Here is an 18,288-nt window from a genome sequence, read left to right as displayed (position 1 = left end):
GCGCGGCACTGACTACAGATCGTCACGCCGGCGGAACGCCAGGTAGCCGGCGCCGAGGGTAAAGATGCCGACAATCACCACCAGCAGGATAAACCCGTGGTGATTGCTCGCCAGCGGGATCCCGCCGACGTTCATGCCGAAGAAACCGGCCACAATGTTAATCGGTAGCGCGAGGACCGTGATCACCGTCAGGGTGTAGAGGGTGCGGTTACTCTGCTCCAGCTGGCGGGCGCCGATCTCCTCCTGCAGCAGGCTGATGCGCTCGATCAGGCCGGACAGGTCATTAAGCACCACGCTAAACTCTTCGGTGAACTGACGAAATGCCTGCACCACCGCGCGATCCATCCACGCTGGCGGCCGGTTAAGCAGCCGGAACATTGCCGCCGGTTCCGGCGCCAGCAGCCGTTGAAAACGCAGCAGCATCCGCCGCAGCCGCGCCAGATCGGCCCGATTACGCTGCACGTGATTGCTCAGGAGTCGCTCTTCAATCAGGTCGACGTGGCGGCTGGCCTGGCGCACCACCTGCTCCAGCACCTCCTCCTGCTCCTCCAGCAAAAAGGCCAGCAGTTCAGCGGAGGTATGCACCTTAAGCGTATGCAGACGCGGCAGCATCCATTCGATAAACCGCAATGGTTTGAAACGCGCTGTCACCACCAGCTTCGGGCTACAGTAGAGCCACAGCGTGGCGGTTTCCGCGCTGGTGTCTTGCGGACGAAACAGCACGTCGTTAAGCACGGCGAACAGATTTTCCCCTTGCCGTTCAATACGGGTGGTATGCGAGCCGCTGCGGATCTCCTCAAAGAAAAAGTCCGCCACGGGAAAGTGACTGATTAGCCATTTTTCGGCGGTGGCGTGATTGAGATTAAGATGCAGCCAGATAAAGGCCTTATCGTCAGCCAGCGCCTGATAGCTGGCGCATACCTCAGCAGAGGCAATAGGCTGTGGGGGGTGATCTTCGTGAAACAGATAGCCATACACCAGGCCGGACACTTCCATATCAAAATCGGGCTTTAACATCTTCGCGGTGACGTCTTGACTCATGGCTCCCTCAGGACAGGCACTGGCACCGTTGATGCCCAGATAGCGCCATATTTCGCTATTTTTCGCGGACTGGCAAGGTTAATAATCCTGCCGCAAAACCGTCATCTGACGGACATATTTCGGGCAGCATGCCTGAGTCATACCCGGCGTGCTGACCAAGCGCATCGCGCGACGATCTGGCCTTCTGGCTGTGCTTTTATCGTCACTATTAAAATAATTTTGATATTCCTCAAAACTTTTTTAGGCGGGAAGCGGTATTAATTTGGCCGCTTAATCATTGCTTACCCTGGTTTATTGAGGAGGAGACCATGAAAACCTATGACCGTAATCGTAACGCTATTGCTACCGGCAGTATGGTCATGATCGCTGGTAACGGTACGACGGGCGTGATTAAAGCGATCCATGGCGAGGGGAAAACCGCCGAGCAGCTGCGTCGGGCGGACTGCGTGGAAATCGACGGCTGCGAGGGCCGCTTCTGTCCGTTAGATCTGATCCGTCTCGGTTTCCATTAATCCCTGCCGCCAGGGCAACATGAGCAGGCCACCCAGGGTGGCCTCTCCTTTACCGGCCTGATACAGGCGCTTAGCGAAAGCTCCACTGAATACTCATCACAAAGATCGCCGGGAGAATAATCCCGCCCTCGACGCCGAAATAATCGGTAAAGTTATACTGCAGACCATGATAGATATAGGGCGAAAAACCGACGCCGGTGATTTTTTTGGCGGTGCGGTAGGTGCCTGAGTCGCCGCAGTGGCTGAAAGCGTCAAAGAAAAATTCCCCGGTATAGGCATACACCCCTTTCAGCAGCCAGCCGGTGTCGTTTTTCAGCCAGTCGCGGCGCACGCCGAGGGTCAGACAGCGATCGTCGAAGCTGTTTTTCATGGTGCCGACCAGCGCGCTGTATTTTGAATCCGCTGAAAACTTGCGCTCCACCGAGAAAAAGTTGTTGTTGAAATGCTCGTTATATTGTCCGTGGTTACCGGTCATGTGATAAACATAGGAGCCGGTATTCATCGAATAAAGATTGAATTCCCCGGCCTGCGCCGACGGCATGGCAACCAACAATAGCCCGGATAACAAAATCCATAATTTATTTAACATTCAGTAACCTACGCCACACCTGTAAAAAAAGAACCCGGCATACTATCACCGCGAAGCTAAACCAAAGGGCAATCAGATACACCGACGCTTTTCGCGGCAGGCAAACATGACGCTATAAGCACTATAGCAGTCGCCCTCTCGCCTGGTGAGCGCCAGCGGCTATACTGCTGACACATTCATCTTATTGATTAAGGACTGCTGTGTTAGCCACTCTCCTCGTTGCGCTGGTCGCTATTATTCATCTCGCCATCCTGGTGCTGGAGATGTTTTTCTGGGAAGCTCCCGCCGGGCGCCGGGCCTTTAACCTCAGCGCCGATTTCGCCCGGGAAAGCCGGGTGCTGGCGGCCAACCAGGGGTTGTATAACGGTTTCCTGGCCGCCGGCCTGGCATGGGGGCTGTGGCTGGGGGCATCGGGCGTGCAGGTGGTGATCTTTTTCCTCGCCTGCGTGCTGGCCGCCGGGATATTCGGCGCGCTGACCGCCAGCCGCAAAATTCTCTATATTCAGGCGCTGCCCGCGCTGCTGGCGCTGCTTGCGGTGCTGGCGCAGGCGTAGGGTCTTGATCCAAAACAGAGAAAGCAGGCGCTAAGGCGGATACTATGTGCCCCCTTCGGTCGGTCATCGACCGTTAATACCTTCTGAGTTCAGAGGCATTTTTATGACATGGCAATCCTTCAAACAGGCCTGGCTTATCCGGTTCTGGTCTCCCGTCCCGGCGGTCATCGCCGCGGGCATTCTCTCAACCTACTATTTTGGCATCACCGGCACCTTCTGGGCGGTGACCGGCGAATTTACCCGCTGGGGTGGCCAGCTGCTGCAGCTGCTGGGGGTCCACAGCGAACAGTGGGGCTATTATCAGCTGATCCATCTCGACGGGACGCCGCTGACCCGCATCGACGGCAGGATGATCATCGGCATGTTCGGCGGCTGCCTGGCCGCGGCATTGTGGGCCAATAACGTCAAACTGCGCTTGCCACGCAGCCGGATCCGCATAGTGCAGGCCGTGGCCGGGGGCATCATCGCCGGGTTCGGCGCGCGGCTGGCGATGGGCTGCAATCTGGCGGCGTTTTTCACCGGCATTCCGCAGTTCTCCCTGCACGCCTGGCTGTTTGCCATCGCCACCGCCATCGGCTCCTGGTTTGGCGCTCGCTTCACCCTGCTGCCTCTATTTCGCATCCCGGTAAAAATGCAAAAGGTATCCGCCGCTTCGCCGTTAACCCAAAAACCGCTGCAGGCACGCCGCCGTTTCCGCCTGGGCATGGTGGTCTTTTTCGCCATGATCGGCTGGGGCCTGCTCACCGCCGCAGACCACCCTGCGCTCGGCCTTGCGATGCTGTTCGGCATCGGCTTCGGTCTGCTTATCGAGCGAGCGCAGATCTGCTTTACCTCCGCCTTTCGCGATATGTGGATCACCGGCCGGACGGTGATGGCGAAGGCGATAATCTTCGGCATGGCGGCGAGCGCCATCGGCATCTTCAGCTATGTGCAACTGGGGATGGCGCCGAAAATCATGTGGGCCGGTCCCAACGCGGCGATCGGCGGGCTACTGTTCGGCTTTGGCATCGTGCTGGCCGGCGGCTGTGAGACCGGCTGGATGTACCGGGCGGTGGAAGGCCAGGTTCACTACTGGTGGGTGGGGCTGGGCAACGTCATCGGCTCCACGCTGCTCGCCTGGTGCTGGGACGATATCGCCGCCCCGCTCGCCACCCACTGGCAAAAGGTCAACCTGCTGAACGCTTTTGGTCCCTTCGGCGGACTGCTGGCGACCTATCTGCTGCTGCTGATCGCCCTGCTGCTGGTGATCGCCTGGGAGAGACATTTTTTCCGCCGCCAGTCGGCAGCGGTCCGGACCGTGAAGGAGAGTGCATGAAAAACATCATCCCTGATTATCGCCTGGACATGGTCGGCGAGCCCTGCCCTTATCCGGCGGTCGCCACCCTGGAGGCGATGCCCTCCCTGCAAAAAGGCGAGATCCTCGAAGTGATCAGCGACTGTCCGCAGTCGATCAATAACATTCCGCTCGATGCCAGGAACCATGGCTATACGGTGCTGGATATTCAGCAGGATGGCCCGACCATTCGCTATCTGATCCAGAAGTAATCCCGTTTTCCCGCCGGCGACCTTCATCGCCGGCATGGATTTCCCCGTCTCGCCATGTCCTCACCATCAGATGGGCCGTGCAGGCAAACGATTGCAATAGATTGTAACACTTGAAACGGTGTTCCAGTCATCAAATAACCATTAATATAACGCGGCTATATTATTAAAATACGAATAAGTAACTTCGTGAATGGTTTCTGCCGCTACCGGCCAAAGCCGCACACAGCAATACAATAAGGATAGAAATGGAACTGCTGGCCAGGCTGGGTTATTTTTTTGAGCAAGTGCGTGCAGATGCCGATTTTGCCACCTTCGCCAATGAACTACGTCGGCACCAGGTCTCGTGTTACATCTACTTTGTCTCCACCGGCAATATGAATTTCGTGATGGCAAACGACAAGGTGATCACGATAAAAAGCGCCCGCAGCCTGCTGCGCGTGCGCAGCGCCCCCAACCAGCAGCTGACCTCGGCTGCGGTCATCCGCCATTTTGCCGGCGCCATCAACTTTGAACAATACTGTAAGGATCTCGCCAGCGCCGGGGTGTTTAAGTGGAGCGTCGACCTGGACGAGGAGACTCGCCACTACTGGTCGAAGGATAACAGGCTGCTGTATAAAGAGAGCCTGATTCCCCCCTGAGCGGGTCCCGGGGGGAAGTCTGGTTTGCGGGGCCAGCCCTTAATCGCGGGTCTGCACCCAAAAGGCGTGGATCAGGCCTGGAATATAGCCCAGCAGGGTCAAAATAATGTTGAGAATAAACGCCCAGCCGAAACCTTTCCCCAGCAGAACCCCCAGCGGCGGCAGAATGATAGTAAAAACGATTCTCCAGAATCCCATAAGTTCTCCCTTCATCTAATGTCAACATTTTACTAAGCTATTCAATAGTTAAGCATAGACGCTTTTCACCGCTTCGCCAGCAGGCTGCGCCCTCATCTCCGGTAACAAAAATTATTTCCTGCCGTCACGGATAAAAAAGTCCGCCAAAACATCCACTTTTTTGCCTCATGCTGTGGGCCTGACAGCGAACCGCACAGATTGTCAGTTGACCTGGCTGCCAGTCAGGACTAAGCCTGGAGAAGTTTTATCACATCGAGTCGTTTTACCAACCGGAGAATATCCATGAGTAAACTTGGGATTAATGGTTTTGGTCGTATCGGACGTCTGGTGTTACGCCGTTTATTAGAAGTCGACAGCAGCCTCGAGGTGGTGGCCATCAACGACCTCACCTCGCCAAAAGTGCTGGCCTACCTGTTAAAGCATGATTCAAACTACGGCCCCTTCCCGTGGAGCGTCGACTTCACGGAAGATGCGCTGATCGTCAACGGCAAGACCATCACCGTGTATGCCGAAAAAGAGGCGCAGCATATTCCGTGGCAGGCGGCGGGCGCGGAAGTGATTGTGGAGTGTACCGGGTTCTACACCTCGGCAGAGAAATCGCAGGCCCATCTTCAGGCCGGCGCACGCAAAGTGCTGATTTCCGCCCCCGCCGGCGAGATGAAAACCATCGTCTATAACGTCAACGATGACACCCTGACGGCGGATGACACCATCATCTCCGTCGCCTCCTGCACCACCAACTGCCTGGCGCCAATGGCCAAAGTGCTGCAGGATGCCTTCGGCATCACCGTAGGCACCATGACCACCATCCACGCCTATACCGGCACCCAGTCGCTGGTGGACGGACCGCGCGGTAAAGATCTGCGCGCCTCCAGGGCGGCGGCGGAAAACGTCATCCCGCACACCACCGGCGCGGCCAAAGCTATCGGCCTGGTGATCCCCGCCCTGAGCGGCAAGCTGAAAGGCCATGCCCAGCGCGTACCGACCAAAACCGGCTCAGTGACAGAGCTGGTGTCGGTGCTGGAGAAAAAGGTAACTGCGGATGAGGTTAATCAAGCGATGAAGCAGGCGGCTGAGGGCAATGAATCCTTTGGCTATACCGAAGAAGAGATTGTCTCTTCCGATATCATCGGCAGCCATTTCGGTTCAATCTACGATGCCACCCAGCTGGAGATTGTGGAGGCCGGCGGCGTACAGCTGGTGAAAACCGTCGCCTGGTACGACAACGAATACGGTTTTGTCACCCAGCTGATCCGCGTGCTGGAGAAATTTGCCCGCTAAGTGAACGGCGGACAGCCTGCGCTGCCCGCCGATTCTGCATTGAGCGTCTCAGGCCTGCAGATAGACCACCTGGGTCTGCAGGTACTCATTCAGGCCATGGCGGCCATCTGCGCCGCCGATCCCTGATTTACGCCAGCCGGCGTGGAATCCCTGCATCGCCTCAAAGTTCTCGCGGTTGATATAGGTTTCGCCGAACTTCAGCCCCTTAATCGCCTTCATCGCCACGTTGAGATCGCGGGTGTAGATTGAGGAGGTGAGGCCATAATCGCTGTCATTGGCCATCGCCAGCGCTTCATCGAGAGTTGAAAACGCCACCACCGGCAGCACCGGACCGAAGGTTTCCTCATGGATAATATCCATCTCCTGACGCACATCCAGCAGCAGGGTCGGCGGATAAAAATAGCCTTTCCCCTCCAGCGGCTGACCGCCCAGCGCTACCCGCGCCCCCTGCGCCACCGCCTTCGCCACTTTGCGCGCCACCTGATCCCGCGCGGCAGCGTTGATCAGCGGCCCCATCGCGATGTCATCCCGCGCCGCCGGGTCGCCAAACTGCACGGCCTTCATCGCCTCGCCGAGGCGGTTGACGAAGCGGTCGTAAATCCCCTGCTGAACATAGACCCGCTCGACGCAGTTGCACACCTGCCCGGTGTTGATCACCCGCGAGTCCACCACCGCCTTCACCGCCAGCTCCACATCCGCATCGTCCATGACGATGGCCGGCGCTTTGCCGCCAAGCTCAAGGCACACTTTGGTGATATTTTTCGCCGCGGCGGCCATGATTTTCTCCCCCGCCGCCACGCTGCCGGTCATGCTGACCATCGCCACCTTCGGATTGCCGGCCAGCTCCTGGCCGACGGTTTCCCCACGGCCGAGCACCAGGTTAAAGACCCCTTTCGGCAGCCCAATCTGGTGGACGATCTCGGCGAAAGCAATAGCGTTATTGGGCGTGAATTCGCTGGGCTTAATGACGATGGTATTTCCGGTGATCAGCGCCGGCGCCAGCTTGCGGGCGATAAGAAAAAACGGGAAGTTCCACGGCAGGATCCCGGTGGTCACCCCCAGCGCGCGTTTAAAGACAAGGATATTTTCCCCGGGACGGTCGCTCTGCACGATCTCCCCTTCATAACGCCGCGCCCATTCGGCCATGTAGTCGAGATAGTCGGCGGTGAACGCCACCTCCACCGCCGCCAGCTGCTGGATCTTGCCGCCTTCAGCGACGATCAGCCCGGCGATGTCATCGGCACGCTGACGGATGCCGGCGGCAATTTTGCGCAGCCAGCCCGCGCGCTCAATGGCCGGCAGCGCCTCCCAGGCCGGCTGGGCGCGCTCCGCCGCGTCAATCGCCAGCCGCGCCTCTTCCGCGGTCCCGTCCGGGATCCGCGACAGCAGCGCTTCGGTCGCCGGGTTAAGCACGTCGATCCAGCCGTCGCCGTGACCGGAAACGAACTGGCCATCAATATACATCTGGTGTTGAACGGGTGCTGTCATGGCTGCTCCTGTGGTGCATTTGTATTTAACAAGTGATTTTTTTGTTAAATATCGGGCGGATAAGCCGTGGCTTCGCAGCACGTTGGCGCAGTTTTGTGAGCTGATTCATAAAACCGGGCCAAAAATACCCGGTTGAGGTTACATTTCAATAACACAAATTGCCCGTTTGCGATAAATCTGCCGCAAACGGGCATTTATCAGCCGAGGATGCGGGCCTGCAGCGCCCCGGCGAGCCGGTCATCCTCCCGCAGCTGTCGCCAGGCGTCGAGGATCTCCGGCGGGAAAGTCACGTGGCTGATAAAGTCTTTCCCCCGTGGACCGTACCCTTCAGGGGAATCCTGCAGACGCGGCAGTTCGCCGAGCAGCAGCGCCAGGTAGCGGGTCACCGGCCACAGCCCCGCCCCGCCGCCCACGAACCCCAGCTGGCCGTCGGTCTGTTCCAGCACCGGCGTGCAGCCGGGAAAGCTCAGCCACTGCGGCGGCGTCGTCGCCCCCTGCCAGACGCGGGCGAAGGTGGCCATCGTCCGCCGCTGCATGGTGGGGTCCTGAATGACGATCCCGCGACGATGGGGGATCCCCCGACTCTCCAGCATTGTGCGAGTAAAGCGCGCGTTTTCGCCGCAGTTGGTCGACCGATCCTCCACCACCAGCCGCGGGCGAGGAATGTGCCAGAAGTCATGCGCAATATCAGCCAGAATATGCGCTTCCGGACGCCCCTCCACCGCGAGCGAACGGTAGCGCGGATCTTCGCGCACCGCCTCATACAGAAAACCGGTAGAGTGCCCTACGCCGCCGCTGATCAGCAGCGGAACCTCCTGCTCCACCGCCAGTCGGCAGGCGGCGTCGATGGTAGGGATCACGGCGTTGCCAGCCAGCACCACCACATCCACCGCCGGCGGCGCGGTCAGCGTCGCCAGATCGTTTTGCGCCAGCCAGCCGCCGGTCAGGTTTGCCGCCGCCAGCGTCGTCGCCGACAGCGGGGGAAAGTGTTCTGCCATTCTGATCTCCTTAATCACCTCTCAGCCGCGCAGAGAGAATAGTCTGGCCATCATAAACGCCGCCTGCCGGGGCGCAAAGCGACGCTGATTTGTAACTATTTTGAAATAACAAGAAACATCTAAAAACACGCAGGTTGCACCTGAATAACTGACCATGAAAATAACAAAAAACAGCAAAAACAGGTGGAAAATAAAAATTTACCTCGCGGTTACACCAGATAAAAGCGCGTTTTCTTGCCCGCATTGCCGAGGGATAACTTGCCAATTGTAACCATCAACTCTAAGTTGCTTAACAATTACACAACCTTTTTCACATCAGGTTGCACCCTGCACGCACAGAGTGACACCTGACCTTTTACCGTGGCGGGAGAACGTTTCGTAATGAGCAATCCAGCAAGCAACACTGCATCCATTCTGCAGAAAAACAAGAAGGTACTGATCGCGAGCCTGACCGGCAGCGCCATCGAATGGTTCGATTATTTTCTCTATGGCACCGCCGCCGCGCTGGTGTTTAACAAAATCTTCTTTCCGATGGTCGACCCGGTCATTGGTCTGATCCTCTCCTGGCTCTCCTTTTCGCTCACCTTTTTTATCCGCCCCATCGGCGGAGTCATTTTCGCCCATATCGGCGATCGCATCGGTCGCAAGAAGACGCTGGTGCTCACCCTGTCGCTGATGGGCAGCGCCACGGTGGCCATTGGCCTGCTGCCCACCTACGAGATGGTGGGCCTGTGGGCGCCGGCCCTGCTGATTACCCTGCGCATTATTCAGGGCATGGGTATCGGCGGCGAATGGGGCGGCGCGCTGCTGCTGGCCTACGAATACGCCCCGGAAAAGCGGAAAGGCTTTTTCGGCAGTATTCCCCAGGCCGGCGTGACCATCGGCATGCTGATGGCAACCTTCATCGTCTCGCTGATGACCCTGTTCGATGAGGCGCAGTTTCTCGCCTGGGGCTGGCGCATTCCGTTCCTGCTCAGCTCCGTCCTCGTTTTCCTCGGCCTGTGGATCCGCAAAGACATCGACGAAACGCCCGCCTTTAAGCAGGTGAAACAGTCTGGCCAGGTGGCGAAGGCTCCGCTGCGCGAGACGCTCAAACACCACTGGCGGGAAGTGCTGATCGCCGCGGGTCTGAAAGTGGTGGAGACCGCCCCCTTCTATATCTTCTCCACCTTTGTGGTCAGCTACGCCACCACCACCCTGAGCTATCAGAAGTCGCAGGCGCTGGAATCCGTCACCCTGGGCGCGCTGGTGGCCACCGTGATGATCCCGCTGATGGGGCTACTGTCCGACAAGGTGGGTCGGCAAAAAATGTACACCCTGAGCGTGGTGCTGCTGGGGCTGTTTATCGTCCCGTGGTTCCTGCTGCTCGACACCGGCACCAGCTGGGGCATTATGCTGGCGACGATCGTTGCCTTCGGCATCCTGTGGGCGCCGGTGACCGCGGTGCTGGGCACCCTGTGCTCAGAGATTTTCAGCGCCAATGTGCGCTATACCGGGATCACCCTCGGCTACCAGCTGGGCGCCGCGCTGGCCGGGGGCACCGCGCCGCTTATCGCCACCGGTCTGCTGGCGAAATACGATGGTGACTGGCGACCGGTGGCCGTCTACCTGGGCGTGACGGTGGCGATTTCGCTGCTGGCGATATTCTGCGCCAGCCGGATGAAATCCGTCCCTGGCGCGGCGCGCTCCCGGGCGGAAAGCGCCTGACCGCAGCCGGTCCGGGCTATCTCGGCGCCGACCATCCTGCCCGGCGGCGCTGCGCTTGCGCGGGCCTACAGGGGGATCACGCCGCGGGGGAAACCGCACCTTCCGGGCCCGGTAAGGCGCCAGCCGCCACCGGGCAGACGAACGGGAACAACGGCTAAGACGCCCTGGCCACACCCCTTAGCCGGCCGCCAGGGCCGGCGGGTGTCAGGCGCTCTGATTGTCCAGCTGAAGCTGCCCTTCGCGCCGCTGCTTCAGCTTCCAGAAGGCCCACAGCGCGATAAACCACAGCGGAGAAGCCAGCAGCGCCAGCAGCGTGTCCGGGTCAAAGATCATGATGAAGATGGCGAAGGCGAAGAACAGCAGGCTCACCCAGCTCATCGCCACGCCAAAGGGCATCTTAAAGATCGACCCGGCATGCAGGTCCGGACGCTGACGGCGATAAACCAGATAGGCCGCGAGGATCATCCCCCAGCTGAACACCACCATAATCGCCGCCAGGGTCGAGACGATGGTGAACAGGGTCATCACATTCGGCACCAGGAACAGCAGCAGCGTACCGATCAGCATGCAGAAGCAGGAGAACAGCAGGCTGCGCACCGGAATGCGGGTGCTGCGCGACAGAATGCGGAACTGCCAGTGCGCATGCTTCTCCACCGACAGGCCGTACAGCATGCGGGTGCTGGAGAAGACCCCGCTGTTGGCCGAGGACATCGCCGAGGTCAGCGCCACGAAGTTAATCACCGCCGCCGCCGCGGGCAGCCCGGCTTTGGCAAACAGCGTTACGAAGGGGCTGGTCTCCGCCGACACCCCCGGCCAGGAGGCGACAGCGATGATCACCACCATCGACAGCAGATAGAAGATGATAATCCGCAGCGGCAGCGCATTGATCGCCTTGGGCAAAATGCGCTGCGGATCGCGGGTCTCCGCCGTCATCGTCCCCAGCAGTTCGATACCGGTAAAAGAGAAGATCGCTATCTGGAAGCCGGCGAAAAAGCCGGTGATACCGTGAGGCATAAAGGCCGTCGGGTCGGTGAGATGGCTCAGGGAAGCCGTCACGCCATCCGGAGAGGTCCAGCCGGTGGCAATCATCCAGCCGCCGGTGACGATCAGGGCGATAATGGTGATCACCTTGATCAGGGCGAACCAGAACTCCGCCTCGCCAAACATCTTCACCGACAGCAGGTTGAGCAGGAACAGGATAGCCAGCATGCTGAGGGCCGGCATCCACGCCGACAGCTCGGGGAACCAGTACTGCATATAGCTCCCGCACACCACCACGTCGGCGATACAGGTCACCACCCAGCTCAGCCAGTAGGTCCAGCCGAGATAAAAGCTGGCCTGCGGTCCGAGATACTCGCCGACAAAGTCGGCAAACGAGCGGTAGTCATGGCGAGTGAGCAGCAGCTCCCCCATCGCCCGCATCACCATATAGGTAAAGAACCCGACCAGTACATAGATAACCAGGATCGAGGTGCCGGCGACGGCGATGTTGCGCCCCGCCCCCATAAACAGCCCGGTGCCGATGGCGCCGCCGAGGGCAATCATCTGGATATGGCGGGCGCCAAGCCCGCGCTTAAGCTGTGACGCGCCTTCACCTCCGGCGGCAGATGGCGCCTGATGTTGATGTTCAGTCATGGTGTTTCCTCAGGCTGGTTGCGGGAGGTGAAGCGCCGCGGCGCGGAGCAGCAGCCCGGCGCGCTGGCCGGTAGCGACCCCGGCATTGGGAAAGAGAATATAGGGGGCACGGGCCTGCACCACCCACCGTTTCTCTGCCTGGCGGGCGATCTCATACCCTGCCGGGAGCGCGGTGAAGTTCTCGACGTTGGCCGCCAGATTGAGCGTAAATTCCCCTTCGCGCTTGATGATGCTCTCCTCGACCAGGAAGTAATCCACCGGCGCTTTATCGCGCGCCGGCAGCGGCGCGTCAGAAATCCAGGCCCGGATCGCCGCGTCGGCGGCGGCGAACAGGCTAAGATCGTTGGCGCCGAACGGCATCACTTTTCCCAGCTCAAGGGTGGCGCTTTGCGCGGCGAACTTTTCGCAGGTGAAGTGGGTGAAGGTCCCGCCCGCTTCGGTATGGCGCACGATGGCGTCCATCCCGCTGGCCTGCAGCAGCTGATAGAAGCCGGGCGAAAAATCCTCCTCGTGGGCCGGGAGCAGCGCAAACTGGCGATACAGCGACCCGCGAATGGCAGTATGCATATCGAGATGACTACGGCTGACCGGCCCCGCCGCATCGGCGGCGCGATAGAAGGCCTGCACCGCCTGCTCGAGAGCAAAAGCCCGCCGCGACTCATTGCCCGGGGTGACCGCCAGATGGCGGCCGCCGAACAGGCGATTGAGGTCGTTGTGCAGATAGCGACGCGCGGCGCGGATCGCCGGCAGGTTACCAAAAACGATCAGCAGCGCCTGGTTGAGCGGCTGCCGCCCCTGGCTCAGATCGTGAGTCAGCTGCAGCAGCAGCTCGGTCGGCGCGGTCTCATTGCCATGGACGCCAGCGGAGAGGATCGTCGCCTGACGCCACGGCGTGGCCGGCAGCAGCTGCAGGATGCCCTCGCCCAGCCAGCGGGCCTCGATGTCCGCCGGAAAGGTCCACGCCTGCAGGCGGCAGTGCAGTAAATCGTTAACCAGATGCTCCATCTGCCGCTCCTTAACGCTGAAAATCATAGACAGCGCCCAGACGCAGGATCTGCGTCAGCTCATCCAGCGCCTGATAAACTTCGCGCAGCAGCTGCGGGTCTGCCAGATCGCGGGCGTGCAGCCGGTCACGGTAATGTTTTTCCACCCACGCCGTCAGCTGCTGGTAACGTTCGTCGTTCATCAGGCTGTGGGCGTTGACCGCCTTACGTTCAGACTCGTTGAGCACCACCCGCAGCCGCAGGCAGGCCGGGCCGCCGCCGTTGCGCATGCTTTCCCGCAGGTCAAAAACCGCCACTTCATCGATCGGCGACGCGCTGTCGGCCGCGAGATCGCTCAGGTAACGCCAGACGTTTTCCCGCTGGCGGCACTCCTCTGGCACCACAATCAGCATCTTGCCGTCGGGTTTGCTCAGCAGCTGGCTGTTGAACAGATAGGAGGCCACCGCGTCATCGAGCGACACCCGCTCGTCCGGCACTTCCACGCTGGTAAACGGAATATCGAGACTGTCGCTTTTTGCCCGCAGCGTCGCCAATACTGTCGACTGATCGACAAACGCCTGCTGATGGTGGAACAGCACATGGCGATTGCTGACCGCGATAACGTCGTTATGAAACACGCCGCGATCGATAGCCTGCGGCGCCTGCTGGGCAAACACCGTGTAGCGCGGATCCAGCTGATGCAGGCGAGCCACTGCTTCGCTGGCCTCCAGGGTCTGCCGCGCCGGATACTTCACCGGGGCGATCCCGCCGCTGGCGCGTCGACCGTAGACAAACAGCTGCACCCCCTGCCGGTCATACTCCCGACAGAAGCGGTTATGGTTGGCCGCACCTTCGTCGCCGAGGTCGCCATGCTGCGGCAGCGCCGCGTGGTGGGCGAAGTAGCGCGGATCGGCGAAGGTGGCGCGCAGGATCGCCGAGGTGGTGGGCGCCTCCTGCATGCGGTGCAGCTTATTGTTCAGGTTGGCGACGGTGAAATGAACTTTGCCATCGGCGCTATCCGCCGACGGCGAAACGGTCGCCGCGTTAGCAGTCCACATCGACGAGGCGGAGCTGAAGGCGGAGAGCAGCTGCGGCGCCGCCTGGGCCGCCTGGCGGATGACCTGCTCATCGCTGCCCTCGAATCCCAGGTCGCGCAGCAGACGCAGGTTCGGCCGCGGCTGCGGCGGCAGAATCCCCTGCACGAATCCGCGATCGGCAAGGGCTTTCATTTTATACAGCCCCTGCAGCGCCGCCTTTTTAGGGTTAGAGAGACCATCGCGGTTATTTTGCGAGGCTTCATTGCCGACGGAGAGTCCGGCATAGTGGTGCGTCGGGCCGACCAGGCCATCAAAGTTAGCTTCAAAACCAGACATATGTCCTCACAGGATCCGTTATCAGAATGGCAGGCCCGGCGATACGTTCGCCGGAAGCGTCAGCGTGTCGCTGACCAGAGAGGCCATCGGCCAGGCACAGTAATCGGCGGCGTACCACGCTGCCGCGCGGTGGTTTCCGGAGGCGCCCACCCCGCCAAACGGCGCTTTACTGGAAGCGCCGGTCAGCGGCTTGTTCCAGTTGACGATCCCGGCGCGCGCCTCGTCCGCCAGCTGGTCAAACTGCGCCGCATCGCTGGAGATCAACCCCACGGCCAGGCCATAGCGGGTCTGGTTGGCGAGGCGAATCGCCTCCGGGAAGTCGTCGTAACGGATAACCGTCAGCAGCGGGCCAAAGTACTCTTCATCCGGCACCTCGATACCGGTGACGTCGACGATCCCCGGGGTCAGCACCGTGGAGTGCGGATCCGGCTGGCGCAGGCGCAGCAGCACCTTGCCGCCAAGCGCCTCCAGTTTCTGCTGCGCCGCCAGCATGTTCTGCGCCGCCTCAAGGGAAATCACCCCACCCATAAACGGCGCCGGCTGGTCATCCCATTTCCCGGCGCGGATCTGCGCGCTGACCTCCACCAGCCGCCGCAGCAGCGCATCCCCCTGCTCGCCGCGCTGAACAATCAGCCGGCGCGCGCAGGTGCAGCGCTGTCCGGCGGAGATAAACGCCGACTGGATAATCACATGCAGCGCCGCATCGACATCGGCCACATCAGCCACGATCAGCGCGTTGTTGCCGCCCATTTCGAGGGCCAGCATCTTCTCCGGCTGGCCGCCGAAGTAGCGATGGAAGTGGAAACCCGCCGCTGCGCTGCCGGTGAACAGCACGCCGTCGATATCGCGGTTTTCCAGCAGCGCCTGGCCGGTGGCTTTCCCGCCCTGCAGCAGGTTAATCACCCCGTCGGGGACGCCCGCCTGCTGCCACAGCTGGACCGTCAGTTCCGCAGTGGCCGGCGTCAGCTCGCTGGGTTTAAATACGATAGTATTCCCGGCGATCAGCGCCGGAATGATATGCCCGTTGGGCAGGTGGCCCGGGAAGTTGTAAGGGCCGAAGACCGCCATCACGCCGTGCGGCTTGTGGCGCAGCAGCGCTTTACCGTCCGGCAGCGTCGACTCGTGAAAGCCCGTCCGCTGGTGATAGGCCTCGATGGAGATGGCGGCTTTGCCGATCATCGCCTGCACTTCGGTGCGGGTCTCCCACAGCGGCTTGCTGGTCTCCCGGGAAATCAGGGTCGCCAGCGCCTCTTTATGCGTCTCCAGCAGCGCGGCGAAACGCTGTACGACGTCAATACGCTCGGCCAGCGGGCGGTGCGACCAGGGATAAAACGCGGCGCGCGCCGCGGCGCAGGCCGCCTGGACGTCGTCGGCCCCCGCGCTGGCCGCCTGCCACAGCAGAGACTGATCCTCCGGGGCCAGTTTGCTCATCGTTGCGCCGCTGCCCGGCTGCCACTGCCCGGCTATGAACTGTGCTTTTACCGCCATGATCTGTTTTCCTCTGGGTTCAGGGTTACCGTATAAACGCGGTCGGTCTCAGTGACCTGCAGCGCATCCAGCGCGGCGGCGTCCAGTGAGACCTGCTCTTCGTGGGCCACCAGCAGCGCCCTAAAATTGTCGAACTGACCGTTGGCGACGAGGGTCGGCGCCGACAGCGTGCCCGTTAGCTGCTGAGCCGGCAGGCACTGGCAGTCGCGCACGGCGCGGATCTGATCGGTCTCCGCCTCCAGCACCGGACCGGCATCGAAAATATCCACCGAGCCGCGCCAGCTGAACCCCTCTTTCTCGAGGATCGCCCGCGCGGGGGCGGTGTTGGGGTGCACCTGACCGATGACCTGACGGGCATTCTCAGGCAGCAGCGAGATATAGATCGGGTACGCCGGCATCAGCTCGGCAATAAAGGTTTTCATGCCGGTGCCGGTCAGCCGGTCGGCATCGGCGAACGGGATCTCGAAGAAGTGATGGCCCAGCGCATCCCAGAACGGCGACTGCCCTTGCTCATCGCTGCAGCCGCGCAGTTCGGCAAACAGGTGCGGCGAAAACCACTCGCGGAAGGCGGCGATAAACAAAAACCGCGCTTTGGAGAGCAGCAGACCGTTGCGGTTGCGCTGATACTCGGGGTCGAGAAACAGCGTACACAGCTCGCTGTGGCCGGTGTGGTCATAGCTCAGATTGAGCAGCTCCTGGGGCTTGTAGACCCCCAGCGCTTTCGAGGCGCGGACCGTTTTCTGAATGCGAAAATTGTAAAACGGCTCGTCCAGGCCTACCGCCACCTCAATGGCGCTGACCCCCACCACCCGCGACAGCGCGGTGTCTTCCAGCACAAACAGAAAGCCTTGCTGGCCGCGCGGCAGCGCGCCGGCGAAAGTGTCAATGCTGCGGCGGATCCGGGCGGCCAGGCGCCCGGCATCATGGGGTAAGGAGGTCATGCCGACCCCCGCCCGCGCGGCAAGGCGGACGATGTCGTCAAGATCGTTTTCCCGTACGGGACGAAATAGCATCACAGGCCGTCCTCCCGGTTAGCGGGTTAAGCGGGCAACGGCGCGATCGAGGCGCACGAAGGCTTCCGCAATATCTGCCAGCGGGATATTGAGCGCCGGCGCGAAGCGCAGCACGTCCGGACCGGCAATCAGGGCGATCACACCCTCTTCCGCCGCCAGGTTGGACAGGGTTTTGGCCTTCCCGCGCAGCGGTCCCGCCAGCTCGGCGCCGATCAGCAGACCGGCGCCGCGCACGGCGCTAAACGCATCGTAACGGGCAGAGAGGGCATTCAGCTGGTCGACGATCAGCGCATGGCGCTCGCCGACGCCCGCCAGCAGCGGCGCATCCAGATGGGCCAGCACGGCGTTGGCAACGGTCGCCGCCAGCGGGTTGCCGCCGAAGGTGGTGCCATGGGTGCCTGGCTGGAAGACCTGCGCCCAGGCCTCTTTCGCCAGCATCGCGCCGATCGGGAAGCCGCCCCCCAGCCCTTTGGCGCTGGTGAGGATGTCCGGGACGACGTTGTAATGCTGGTAGGCGTAGAGATGGCCGGTACGCCCGGCGCCGGTCTGTACCTCATCAAATATCAGGGTGGCATGATGGCGATCGCAAAGGGCGCGCAGCGCCTGGAGGAACGCCGGGTCCGCCGGGATCACCCCGCCTTCGCCGATAATCGGCTCGACAATCACCGCGCAGGTGCGCGAGGAGATCGCCGCAGTCACCGCCTCGATATCGTTATAGGGCAGATGGGTAATGCCCTGCGGCAGCGGCGCATAATCGCTGGAATATTTCGGCTGGCCGCCGACGGAGACGGTGAACAGCGTGCGGCCATGGAAGGCGTGGTTGAAGGCGATGATTTCGCTTTTTTCACCGCCGAACTTATCGTGGGCATATTTCCGCGCCAGCTTAAGGGCCGCCTCGTTCGCTTCGGCGCCGGAGTTGCAGAAGAACACCTTGTCGGCAAAGGTGGACTGCACGAGGGTTTTCGCCAGCTGCAGCACCGGTTCGTTGGTATAGCCATTGCCGATATGCCACAGTTTCGCCAGTTGCCCCTGCAGGGCCTCTGCCAGCGCCGGGTGAGCATGGCCCAGGGCGTTCACTGCGATGCCGCCCGCCATATCAATATACTCTTTCCCCTGCTGGTCCCAGACGCGGGAGCCCGCCGCCCTCACCGGAATAAACGGCGCGGGGGCAAAACAGGGAACCAGGTAAGCGTCAAAATCTTCGCGAGTCATGCTGCCTGACATAATTTATCTCCGGAACGTAAG

The 18,288-nt window shown here is 60.9% G+C and carries 19 protein-coding genes; 8 read left to right on the top strand and 11 right to left on the bottom strand.

Features of this window, described 5'->3' with window-relative positions; all coding sequences use genetic code 11:
- Window positions 1–12: 12 nt before the first annotated feature.
- On the bottom strand, window positions 13–1,041 hold the full coding sequence (locus tag GQR96_RS11025) for a CorA family divalent cation transporter (protein WP_032455948.1): 1,029 nt from the start codon (window positions 1,039–1,041) through the stop codon (window positions 13–15).
- 308 nt (window positions 1,042–1,349) lie between these two features.
- Between GQR96_RS11025 and ydfZ the strand changes: the two genes are divergently transcribed.
- Entirely contained in the window at window positions 1,350–1,553 is a 204-nt protein-coding gene (ydfZ, locus tag GQR96_RS11020) for a putative selenium delivery protein YdfZ (protein WP_004151566.1), read from the top strand.
- A 70-nt stretch (window positions 1,554–1,623) separates the two neighbouring features.
- Here the strand turns inward: ydfZ and GQR96_RS11015 are convergent, their stop codons facing one another.
- Window positions 1,624–2,103, bottom strand: a complete 480-nt coding sequence (locus GQR96_RS11015; protein ID WP_164877798.1) for a hypothetical protein — start codon at window positions 2,101–2,103, stop codon at window positions 1,624–1,626.
- Window positions 2,104–2,342: 239 nt separating this feature from the next.
- Here GQR96_RS11015 and GQR96_RS11010 point away from each other — a divergent pair, with 239 nt between their 5' ends.
- The 4 genes from GQR96_RS11010 to GQR96_RS10995 all read left to right on the top strand — a co-directional run bounded on the left by GQR96_RS11010 (window position 2,343) and on the right by GQR96_RS10995 (window position 4,879).
- Window positions 2,343–2,696 carry a DUF1304 domain-containing protein gene (locus tag GQR96_RS11010; protein WP_017898710.1) on the top strand — a complete coding sequence of 118 codons (354 nt, stop codon included), beginning with the start codon at window positions 2,343–2,345 and terminating at the stop codon, window positions 2,694–2,696.
- A 103-nt stretch (window positions 2,697–2,799) separates the two neighbouring features.
- Window positions 2,800–4,011: a selenium metabolism membrane protein YedE/FdhT gene (yedE, locus tag GQR96_RS11005; protein ID WP_004204094.1), complete on the top strand. Its 1,212-nt coding sequence runs from the start codon at window positions 2,800–2,802 to the stop codon at window positions 4,009–4,011.
- Window positions 4,008–4,241 (top strand): sulfurtransferase-like selenium metabolism protein YedF, encoded by a 234-nt coding sequence (yedF, locus tag GQR96_RS11000; RefSeq protein WP_004204092.1) that lies wholly within the window; start codon window positions 4,008–4,010, stop codon window positions 4,239–4,241. The genes yedE and yedF overlap by 4 nt, the downstream gene beginning before the upstream one ends.
- 245 nt (window positions 4,242–4,486) lie before the next feature.
- Window positions 4,487–4,879, top strand: coding sequence for a DUF1398 domain-containing protein (locus GQR96_RS10995; RefSeq protein ID WP_004204091.1), 393 nt, complete (start codon window positions 4,487–4,489; stop codon window positions 4,877–4,879).
- 39 nt (window positions 4,880–4,918) lie between these two features.
- Here GQR96_RS10995 and GQR96_RS10990 read toward each other — a convergent pair whose 3' ends face one another.
- Window positions 4,919–5,077, bottom strand: a complete 159-nt coding sequence (locus tag GQR96_RS10990) for a YqaE/Pmp3 family membrane protein (protein ID WP_002903230.1) — start codon at window positions 5,075–5,077, stop codon at window positions 4,919–4,921.
- Between the two features lie 282 nt (window positions 5,078–5,359).
- Here GQR96_RS10990 and gap point away from each other — a divergent pair, with 282 nt between their 5' ends.
- On the top strand, window positions 5,360–6,358 hold the full coding sequence (gap, locus tag GQR96_RS10985; protein ID WP_023318131.1) for a type I glyceraldehyde-3-phosphate dehydrogenase: 999 nt from the start codon (window positions 5,360–5,362) through the stop codon (window positions 6,356–6,358).
- A 48-nt stretch (window positions 6,359–6,406) separates the two neighbouring features.
- Here the strand turns inward: gap and aldA are convergent, their stop codons facing one another.
- Entirely contained in the window at window positions 6,407–7,846 is a 1,440-nt protein-coding gene (aldA, locus tag GQR96_RS10980; RefSeq protein WP_065904118.1) for an aldehyde dehydrogenase, read from the bottom strand.
- Here aldA and GQR96_RS10975 point away from each other — a divergent pair.
- Window positions 7,845–7,982: a hypothetical protein gene (locus GQR96_RS10975; RefSeq protein ID WP_032425978.1), complete on the top strand. Its 138-nt coding sequence runs from the start codon at window positions 7,845–7,847 to the stop codon at window positions 7,980–7,982. The genes aldA and GQR96_RS10975 overlap by 2 nt on opposite strands.
- A 61-nt stretch (window positions 7,983–8,043) precedes the next feature.
- Here GQR96_RS10975 and GQR96_RS10970 read toward each other — a convergent pair whose 3' ends face one another.
- On the bottom strand, window positions 8,044–8,844 hold the full coding sequence (locus GQR96_RS10970) for a YdcF family protein (protein WP_043522951.1): 801 nt from the start codon (window positions 8,842–8,844) through the stop codon (window positions 8,044–8,046).
- Between the two features lie 381 nt (window positions 8,845–9,225).
- Between GQR96_RS10970 and GQR96_RS10965 the strand changes: the two genes are divergently transcribed.
- Window positions 9,226–10,551, top strand: coding sequence for an MFS transporter (locus GQR96_RS10965; protein ID WP_004204084.1), 1,326 nt, complete (start codon window positions 9,226–9,228; stop codon window positions 10,549–10,551).
- A 204-nt stretch (window positions 10,552–10,755) separates the two neighbouring features.
- Here GQR96_RS10965 and GQR96_RS10960 read toward each other — a convergent pair whose 3' ends face one another.
- Genes GQR96_RS10960 through GQR96_RS10935 form a run of 6 tightly spaced genes read right to left on the bottom strand, consistent with a single transcriptional unit; the run spans window position 10,756 to window position 18,267 of the window.
- Window positions 10,756–12,186: an amino acid permease gene (locus GQR96_RS10960; protein ID WP_017898712.1), complete on the bottom strand. Its 1,431-nt coding sequence runs from the start codon at window positions 12,184–12,186 to the stop codon at window positions 10,756–10,758.
- Between the two features lie 9 nt (window positions 12,187–12,195).
- Window positions 12,196–13,191 (bottom strand): succinylglutamate desuccinylase, encoded by a 996-nt coding sequence (astE, locus tag GQR96_RS10955; RefSeq protein WP_017898713.1) that lies wholly within the window; start codon window positions 13,189–13,191, stop codon window positions 12,196–12,198.
- A gap of 10 nt (window positions 13,192–13,201) precedes the next feature.
- Window positions 13,202–14,542, bottom strand: coding sequence for an N-succinylarginine dihydrolase (gene astB, locus GQR96_RS10950; RefSeq protein WP_004204080.1), 1,341 nt, complete (start codon window positions 14,540–14,542; stop codon window positions 13,202–13,204).
- Between the two features lie 21 nt (window positions 14,543–14,563).
- Entirely contained in the window at window positions 14,564–16,030 is a 1,467-nt protein-coding gene (astD, locus tag GQR96_RS10945) for a succinylglutamate-semialdehyde dehydrogenase (RefSeq protein ID WP_065904115.1), read from the bottom strand.
- Window positions 16,021–17,043 carry an arginine N-succinyltransferase gene (astA, locus tag GQR96_RS10940; protein WP_074194081.1) on the bottom strand — a complete coding sequence of 341 codons (1,023 nt, stop codon included), beginning with the start codon at window positions 17,041–17,043 and terminating at the stop codon, window positions 16,021–16,023. The genes astD and astA overlap by 10 nt, the downstream gene beginning before the upstream one ends.
- 18 nt (window positions 17,044–17,061) lie before the next feature.
- Entirely contained in the window at window positions 17,062–18,267 is a 1,206-nt protein-coding gene (locus tag GQR96_RS10935) for a bifunctional succinylornithine transaminase/acetylornithine transaminase (protein WP_064150146.1), read from the bottom strand.
- Between the last annotated feature and the right edge of the window lie 21 nt (window positions 18,268–18,288).

Source organism: Klebsiella sp. PCX (genome assembly GCF_021869705.1).
In the GTDB taxonomy this organism is placed as follows: domain Bacteria; phylum Pseudomonadota; class Gammaproteobacteria; order Enterobacterales; family Enterobacteriaceae; genus Klebsiella; species Klebsiella quasipneumoniae.
Note: the sequence above shows the minus strand (reverse complement) of the source record. Positions and strands in the feature narration are given on the sequence as shown.